This window comes from Aliibacillus thermotolerans, assembly GCF_027853235.1.
GTDB lineage: Bacteria > Bacillota > Bacilli > Bacillales > Marinococcaceae > Aliibacillus > Aliibacillus thermotolerans.
Map to the genome: position 1 here is coordinate 1 of NZ_WKJG01000064.1, position 7,892 is coordinate 7,892.

The 7,892-nt window shown below is 41.2% G+C and carries 5 protein-coding genes; all 5 read right to left on the minus strand.

Annotated elements, in window-relative coordinates:
* Positions 1–302 precede the first annotated feature (302 nt).
* On the minus strand, positions 303–2,006 hold the full coding sequence (locus GJS40_RS10815; RefSeq protein ID WP_270897875.1) for a long-chain-fatty-acid--CoA ligase: 1,704 nt from the start codon (positions 2,004–2,006) through the stop codon (positions 303–305).
* A 328-nt stretch (positions 2,007–2,334) separates the two neighbouring features.
* Entirely contained in the window at positions 2,335–4,692 is a 2,358-nt protein-coding gene (locus tag GJS40_RS10820) for an endonuclease MutS2 (RefSeq protein ID WP_270897876.1), read from the minus strand.
* Positions 4,685–6,415 (minus strand): DNA polymerase/3'-5' exonuclease PolX, encoded by a 1,731-nt coding sequence (gene polX, locus GJS40_RS10825; protein WP_270897877.1) that lies wholly within the window; start codon positions 6,413–6,415, stop codon positions 4,685–4,687. Before polX ends, GJS40_RS10820 begins: the two co-directional genes overlap by 8 nt.
* Positions 6,416–6,511: 96 nt before the next feature.
* Complete coding sequence (locus tag GJS40_RS10830) at positions 6,512–7,063, minus strand: CvpA family protein (RefSeq protein WP_270897878.1); 552 nt, start codon at positions 7,061–7,063, stop codon at positions 6,512–6,514.
* A gap of 3 nt (positions 7,064–7,066) precedes the next feature.
* On the minus strand, positions 7,067–7,342 hold the full coding sequence (zapA, locus tag GJS40_RS10835) for a cell division protein ZapA (protein ID WP_270897879.1): 276 nt from the start codon (positions 7,340–7,342) through the stop codon (positions 7,067–7,069).
* Between the last annotated feature and the right edge of the window lie 550 nt (positions 7,343–7,892).

A 7,892-nucleotide genomic window follows, 5' to 3' on the forward strand; every position in this document is an offset into this window, starting at 1 on the left:
TATACTGTAATATTTCATTTTACAACCTCCTACTTTGTATATTATACAAGAAAGTAGGAGGTATTTCAACAATAATTTTTGACTTTTATATATTTTTATAAAGTTTATGTCATCTGCACTTCACCTCCGGAGAAAGCGCACAGGAACCATAAAGAAAAGCGGAAAAAGACTGGTATTCTCGGCAAGACGGATAGAACAAAAATTCGATTGTTGACGGAGGACGTGATATGAAGCGTCCCACAACACTTATTTATCATGTATTCATGAGAATCTGTCGCATAACGCACAAAAAGAAGGAAGTATTAACTCCCTTCTTTTATTTCTTGCTCCTTTAATTTATTCTCTTCTTCTTCTACTAACACACGACGCAATATTTTACCGACCATTGATTTTGGTAGTTCATCTCTAAATTCAAAGATGCGCGGAACTTTATAAGCAGCTAAATGTTTGCGACAATAATCCTCTAATTCTTTCTCATCCACTTCTTTTTCTTCTTTTAAGACGACAAATGCCTTTACTGTTTCCCCGCGATACGGATCCGGAACACCGATCACAGCCGCTTCTTGAATGGCTTCGTGCTCATATAACACTTCTTCAATTTCCCTCGGATAAATGTTAAATCCACCTGCGATAATCATATCTTTCTTTCTGTCTACAATATAAAAATAGCCGTCTTCATCCATATACCCCATATCTCCTGTTAACAACCAACCGTCATGAAAAGTGGCATTCGTCTCTTCCGGAAGATTCCAATATCCTTTCATCACTTGGGGACCTTTTACCATGAGTTCGCCAATTTCTCCAGGTTTGGCTTCTTCCTCTGTTTCTGGTGATAAAATGGCTGCATCGGTATCCGGCCATGGTATGCCGATACTTCCTTCTTTTCTTTTTCCCCAAATCGGTGTGGCAATGGCAACGGGAGAAGTTTCCGTTAAGCCGTAACCTTCCACGAGTTTCCCTCCGGAAAGTTCTTCAAATTTTTGTTGTACTTCCAGCGGCAAGGGGGCAGAACCACTTAAACAAACTTCTATTGATGATAAATCATATTTAGAAATCGAAGGTTCATTAATTAAACCAACATACATGGTCGGCGCCCCCGGAAAAAGAGTGATGCGATGTTTCTCAATCGTCTTGAGCACTTCTTTCGGTTGAAATTTCGGAAGAATAATCATTTTAGCGATATGCATGATGGCGAAATTCATAACGATCGTCATTCCATACACGTGGAAAAAAGGAAGGACTCCAAGTATACGCTCTTCGCCACGCTTCATTTTATACGACCAATGAATGCATTGCCGAGTATTTGTGACTAAGTTAAAATGAGTCAACATCACTCCCTTGGCAGGCCCGGTCGTTCCACCTGTATATTGAAGTAAAGCCAAATCTTCTTTTGGGTCTATCGGTGGTTCTTCTATTTCTTCTTTTCCGGTTGCTAATAACGTCTTGAAAGAATGAGTATAATCATCATCTTTTACCTTAATAACAACCCCGTGCTCTTTTTTCTGAATGAACGGATAAATAACATTCTTTGGAAAAGGGAGATAATCTTTGATTCCAGTGACAATGACATGCTCCAGATTGGTACGGTTGCGAACTTTTTCTACTCGCGGGAACAACAAGTCAAGACAGACGATAACTTTTGCTCCTGAATCTTTCATTTGATGTTCAATTTCTCGTTCTACATAAAGAGGATTGGTTTGCACGACAACCGCTCCAGCAAAAAGTGCTCCGTAATAGCAAATGACAGACTGCGGCGTGTTCGGAAGCATGATTGCCACACGATCCCCTTTTTCAACTCCTAACCGTTGCAACTGGTAAGCAAAACGGAGTGCTTCTTGATACACTTCTTGATACGTCATCTCTTTCCCCATAAAATGAAGGGCGACTTTTTCCGGGTGCTTCTCCGCTGCTTCGCGTAAATACGATTGAAGAGACTTGAACTCTTGACCGATGCTCACAGACACTTCATCCGGATAGTGCACGATCCACTTTTTGTCATTTGTCATTCCTTCGATTCCTCCTTGAAATAGAAAAAAGCGATGGCTACTTTTTTCTATTTGATAAAAATTTATGCACCACCTTCCTTCGGGCATTCTCTCTCTATCTTTATTTTACCGTAAGCGCTTACAATTGAAAAGTGATACTTTTGGCAAGAGTAAGAAAATTGAATATAGCCCTAGCTTGGAATCGTCTTTCCTAGCTAGGTTTTTTTATTAAACGTAAAACATTAAATATACAATTCCGGCCAGCATGAAAATGATGCAACATGCAATTAAAATTTTAATTAATCTCTCCACCTCGAACGCTCCTTTCCCGGAGAGAACATCACAGCGATTATTTTAACTCCACTACCGTATTGCCAAGACCACCTTCTCCCATGCCACCGTCGCGAGTACTTTTTACATTCGGATGATTTTTTAGCAACTCTTTAACTCCTTTACGAAGGGCTCCGGTTCCTTTCCCGTGAATGATGTGGACGCGGGGGTATCCTGCAAGGAGTGCTTCATCTAAATATTTTTCCACTTCCCGCATCGCATCTTCATAGCGGAAGCCGCGTAAATCAAGTTCTGGTTTGACAGTATTGTGAGTAGAAACAGAAGTTACCGGTCGCATTGGTTGTTTCGTTTTTTCTTCTTTCACTTTTTCCATTTCGTCTGCCGTGACGTTCACTTTCATAATACCGAGCTGAACTAAATACTCTTTCTCGTCTAGTTTTTCTAATACCGTACCGGTTTGACCGAAACGAGCAACTCGCACTTCTTCTCCCGGTGAAAAAGTCCGTTCTTTTTTCGCTTTTCGTTTAATTTGCTCACGTCGTTTAGATGTTTTCGGTTCCGCTTCTTGTAGTTTCTTTTTTGCGTCAATGAGACGATGCTCTTTAATGTGAGCCGATTCTTTTTGAAGCGTGCGCAATTCTTCGATAATCCGCTCTGCTTCTTTTTGGGCTTTCTTCCAATCATCTTCTGCTTTTTCTCTCGTGCGTTCAAGTATAAGTTCTTTTTCTCGTTCTAGTTCGCGGATTCTCTGTTCTAAATCCCGATATAACGTTTCTGCTTCCTCGCGCAATCTCGTCGCTTCTTCCCATTCTGCTTCCACTTGACGTCTTTCTTTTTCTAACGATGAAATCATCTTTTCTACTTGTCTTGTGTCGGTATGTAATTCTTTTTCTGCTCGTTCAATAATATCTTCTGCCAGTCCTAAACGTCTTGAGATCAAAAAAGCATTACTGCTTCCCGGAACACCAATTAACAAACGGTACGTTGGACGCAATGTATCGACATCAAACTCCACACTGGCATTCATGACTCCTTCTCGGTTGTATGCATATCCTTTTAATTCGCTGTAGTGAGTTGTGGCAACTAGCTTTGCCCCGCGCTTGTACACGTCATCGAGGATTGCTACCGCTAAAGCTGCGCCTTCCGTCGGGTCGGTCCCCGCTCCAATCTCGTCAAATAACACAAGGCTTTCATGATTCACTTCTTGTAAAATATTTACGATATTGGTCATGTGAGAGGAGAACGTAGATAAATTTTGTTCAATGGACTGCTCGTCCCCAATATCTGCGAATACTTTTGTAAATACGGTTGCTTCAGAACCTTCATCCACCGGGAGAAAAAGCCCGGATTGCACCATTAGTGTAAGCAATCCAACCGTTTTTAACGTGACCGTTTTTCCGCCTGTATTCGGTCCGGTAATAATTAAAGACGAAAAAGTTGTACCTAACTCAACATCAATCGGAACGACTTCCTCTTGATCAATGAGAGGATGCCTCGCTTTTTTAAAGACAAAACGTCCTTCCTCGTTGAGTATTGGTTCCGTTGCTTTTAGTGCTTTCGCGTAGCGGGCTTTAGCAAAGAGAAAGTCTAACTCGGTAACATAAGTTAAGTTTTGTAAGAGTTCTTCTGTATGTTTCTGGACCTCACTCGATAATTCTTTTAAAATCCGCTCTATTTCTTGACGCTCTTTCATTTTTCCTTCCCGCAACTCGTTATTCAATGTAACAACAGCTTGAGGCTCAATAAATAGCGTCGCACCGGAGGAAGATTGGTCATGAACGATGCCTCCAAAGGAACTGCGGTATTCTTGTTTGACCGGAAGTACATAGCGATCATTACGAATGGTAATAATCGTATCTGACAACTTTTTTTGTTGATCTGGTGAACGTAGATAGTTTTCTAATTTAGAGCGGACAGCTGCTTCACTCTTTCGAATTTGGCGACGGATTTGACGGAGAGCAGGGCTTGCAATGTCCATCACTTCCCCGTGGTCATCAATTGCACCTTTAATTTTTCGTTCTAATTCTGTCAATGGGAAAATTCCTGCCACGATTTGTTCTAACTCCGGTACATCAATCTCTTCTTCCACCATGTCATGAACAAAGACTTTCATTCTTCTTCCCGCGCGAATCGTGTCCGCCACTTCTAACAGTTCTGAACTATGAAGCGTACCACCAATCCGAGCCCTTTGTATGTGAGCGTGTATGTCGTGAATGCCACCTAAAGGAACATTTCCACGTAATCCTAATACTTTCACGCCTTCTTTCGTTCGAGCCAAATCTTTTTTTACTTCTGTAAACGATGAGTGAGGCATAAGGGCTTCAACTTTTTTTCTCCCAAGCGACGAAGTCACATGTTCTTTTAGCTGTTCTTTCATTTTATCGTATTCCAATACTCGCATGACTCGCTCATTCATAGGAGTCCTCCTTCCGACGCTTTTTCTGTAAAAACTTCTTGAAATCTTCATAGGTAAAAGTGTTTAACAGTTGTTCTTTTTTTAGCAATGCTTTGCGAGCGATGCTGACACCAATTTCCATATGGTCCAACGTCTCCGGTCGGTGGGCATCCGTATTGACGGCAATGTTTACTCCTAATTCCGATGCTTTTTGAAGCCAAGTTGCAGATAAGTCTAACCGATTCGGGTTGGCGTTTAACTCAACGGCCGTATTCGTTTCTTTCGCTCTTTTTAACAAATAGTCGACATCCACATCATAACCTTCTCTCCGACCGATAATTCTTCCCGTCGGATGAGCAATAAGATGAACGTATGGGTTTTGAAGAGCCGTTTCTAGCCGTGCATGTATTTGGTCTTGTGACTGAGAAAAAGATGAATGAATAGAAGCGATGACGACATCCAGTTGCGCTAATATCTCATCAGAAAAATCAAGCGTGGCATCAGGTAAAATATCCATTTCAATTCCTGCAAATACGTGAATATCGTCGTATAAATCATTGATGCGACGAATTTCTTCGATTTGTCGCATCAATCTTTCTTCATTTAACCCATTTGCAACTTGTAAAAATTTCGAGTGATCGGTAATGGCGATCCATTCGTACCCTTTTTTCCGAGCGCTTTCTACCATTTCTTCAATAGAAACCGCTCCATCACTCCACGTTGTATGCATATGGAAGTCTCCGCGTATATCTTGAATGGAAACAAGGGGATAAGACGTTTGAAACACTTCCGTCTCCTTCATGCCCATTCTCGCTTCCGGTGGAATAAATTTTAACCCGAAATGGTGAAAAAAAGCTTCTTCCGATGGAAAAGTGATCACTTCCCCGGACTCGTTTTCCACGCCGTATTCACTAATTTTTTCTCCTTGTGCTTTTGCTAGTTGACGCATTTGTACATTATGTTCTTTTGACCCAGTGAAATGGTGAAGAGTGGTGGCAAATTGTTCTTCTGAAACTAAACGGAAGTCAACTTGTATTTTATATCCTGATTCTAACTCCACCGTTACTTTTGTTTGTCCATCCGCAATCACGTCATGGACAATGTCCATCTTTATCAGTTGTTCTCTAACAATATCTGGATTTGTTACTGCCAATACGTAATCTAAATCTTTTAACGTTTCTTCCATGCGACGCAAACTGCCCGCCCGAGACATTTTAATGATTCCTTCCACGTGACGTAACGATTGTTCTACTTTTTCTGCCACTTCTAACATGAAAGAAATAGGTAATCGTTCCGGGCGGGAGCCGTGTTCCTCTAATGCTTCTTTTAATTTTTCTTCTGTTTTCACACCAAATCCGGGTAAGGTCCGAATTTTCCCTTGCTCACACGCTTCTCTTAAACTTTCAACATCGGTAATTCCTAACTTTTTATATAACGTTGCCACTTTTTTACTCCCTATCCCGGGCAGTGCTAATATATCCATTAATCCGGCTGGGATTTCAGCTTGTAAAGATTCAAGTAGGCTAGATTTCCCCGTCTCCCTTAACTCTTGAATCACTTGAGACGTTCCTTTACCAATCCCTTTCAGTTTTCCCGGGTCATCTAATTCTTTCAACGACCGCTCATCCCGCTCTAACACTTGGGCTGCTCTTCGGTAAGCCGCTACTTTAAACGTATTTTCTCCTTTTAACTCGAGATATGTCGCAATCATTTCTAACGCTTCCACCACTTGTTTTTTATCCAAAGGACACCCTCCACTCTTTATGTCGCTACGAAAAAAAGGGCTGTCTCCAACGGATCAGCCTCAAACTGATGAAACAGCCTTCTCTTTCCTTTATTTTTACAAAAAATGCATTTCAGTAAGCCATAAACCATGTAACCAGTCAGATAAAAACGGTGTATGCTGAATCATCCACTGGGCAACGATGGATTGTTGAACCGCTTGTTGCACCGCGTCCATCGGAAGAAACGACAGAATGACTAATAAGACAAACAAAATGAGATACGCTTCGAGAAATGCAAGGAATGCTCCGAGGAAACTATTTACCGTACGGAAAACCGGAATGCGAGCCACGACATTTAACGCAGAGCCGACAATATTTAGCAATATTTTCGTCAAAATAAACAAAATAAAAAAGGCGATGACAGCATAATAGACGCTTTCTAAGTCAAAAGAAGTGACAACCACGGAAACGATGCTATCTCCATTCCCAGAAAAATCAGGAGATGGAAACCACAATCGTAAAAAATTTGCCATGTCTCGATAAAAGTAAAAAGCAACGAACAAAGAGATAAAAAAGCTTAAAAACCGAAGTAATTGTAGGATAAAGCCTCTTTTTAAACCGACGAAGAAACTTACGATTAAAATAACGACAATGATGATACTTAGCATGATTTATTGTTCCTCTTTATCTGTTGTCTCTTGTTGTTCTTTTTCATAAAGAGCAAGTTTATCTTTTATTTTGAGATATTCATCTACTGCATTTAAAGCAGTAAGCACTGCTAACCTCGTTGTATCTAAATACGGATTATCTTTTTTATATTCCCTCATTTTCTGGTCCAGGTGCTCGGCAACGTTAATGACGTGTTGCGGAGATTCATATGATTTAATTGTGTATTGTTGACCATATATTGTTACTGTCGTCCGGTGTTTTTCTTTTTCTTCTCCCAACGTCCTAAGCCCCCTGTCCTCTATTTGCCTTCTCTTATCATACCAGAATCAAGAAGAATGATAAAGACGAAGACATCTCCAAGCAAGGTTTACGCAAAGTAAAATGGGGATTGTTGTTTAACACTGATTCGAGGGGTGGCGGTTAGGAGTCGCGAGAGGTTTCCGTTGTGAGAACATCAGTCACCGGACCCGCGAGAATAGAAACGGGGGGACTTTCATGAATCATTCCTGAGTAACAGGAAATGGAAGAAGTTGGTGAAATGTCGCTCTTTTGCTCTGTCAAGGGACGCATGCTATAGCGCAGAATGAGCAAAAATCCGTCTCATAAACCGTTCATGCGCCCACTATTCCGGCGGTTTCAAGCAAGATCCGTCGCATGGCTATTATCAGTTACAATCGAGTAGGAGGAGGCGATTAACCTCTGTCCTCTCACACCACCGTACGTACGGTTCTCGTATACGGCGGTTCAACCTTTTGAGTATCGAAGCTCATAAAGTGTGGTTAAATCTTTTAACCCCCACTTTGTGAGCTTTTCATTTGTTATGGCACG